Source organism: Pseudomonas sp. G1002, from assembly GCF_013385455.1.
In the GTDB taxonomy this organism is placed as follows: Bacteria; Pseudomonadota; Gammaproteobacteria; order Pseudomonadales; family Pseudomonadaceae; genus Aquipseudomonas.
On record NZ_JACAPY010000066.1, the window covers coordinates 11,329 to 11,986 of the forward strand.

The following is a 658-nucleotide window of genomic DNA, read 5'->3' on the forward strand; positions in this document are numbered from 1 at the left end:
ACTCTTTGCCGGTGCCGGTTTCACCGATGATCAGCACGCTGGCTTCGCTCGGCGCGACTTGTTGCACATGCTTGAGCAAGGCCTTGGACCTGGGGTCTTCAAACACCTGCGCGGTGGCGCGGATGGAGGTGGCAAGGGCGGGCGAGGGCGGTAGGGTCAGCAGTTGCATGGTTATCCCTTTGAATAAAAGATCAGGAATAAAACGTCGGGATGGGCGCGGTACCGTTCAGTGCCCACTCGCCCAGTTCATGAAGTTTGTAGTCCAGCGGGTCATGCAGGCTCTGGGTGCGCAAGTTGCGCCAGTGCCTGTCGAGGGCCACCGAGGCGTTGGTCGCCCGTGCGCCGGTGACCTCGAAGACCTTGCTACACAACTCCAGGCCATTGCGGCTGGCGGCGACTTTGGCGGTGGCGATGGCAATCGCCGTTTCGCCGCGTTCCTCGCTGGTCAGGGCCGAGCCCTTGGCCCATGCCGCGTCCAGCACCTGGCCTGCGCGCTCCACCAGCAGGCGGGTGCTTTGCAGCGCCACCCAGAAATCGCCGTAGTGGCTGAGGATGTAAGGGTCCTGGGTGCTGTGGCTGGCGCTGGAACGGAACCACGGGCGGGCTTCTTCCAGGGTGTATTGGCGCGCTTCTTCGAACGCGCCTTCGGCGATGCCGA

General features: G+C 63.7%; 2 protein-coding genes. Both read right to left on the bottom strand.

The genetic code is table 11. From position 1 onward, the window contains the following. A partial coding sequence (locus HX801_RS31500; RefSeq protein ID WP_177023409.1) for a sigma 54-interacting transcriptional regulator occupies window positions 1–169 on the bottom strand: 169 nt, incomplete at its 3' end. 22 nt (window positions 170–191) lie between these two features. Further along, window positions 192–658: acyl-CoA dehydrogenase family protein (locus tag HX801_RS31505; protein WP_256344325.1), on the bottom strand; the 467-nt coding region annotated here is incomplete at its 5' end.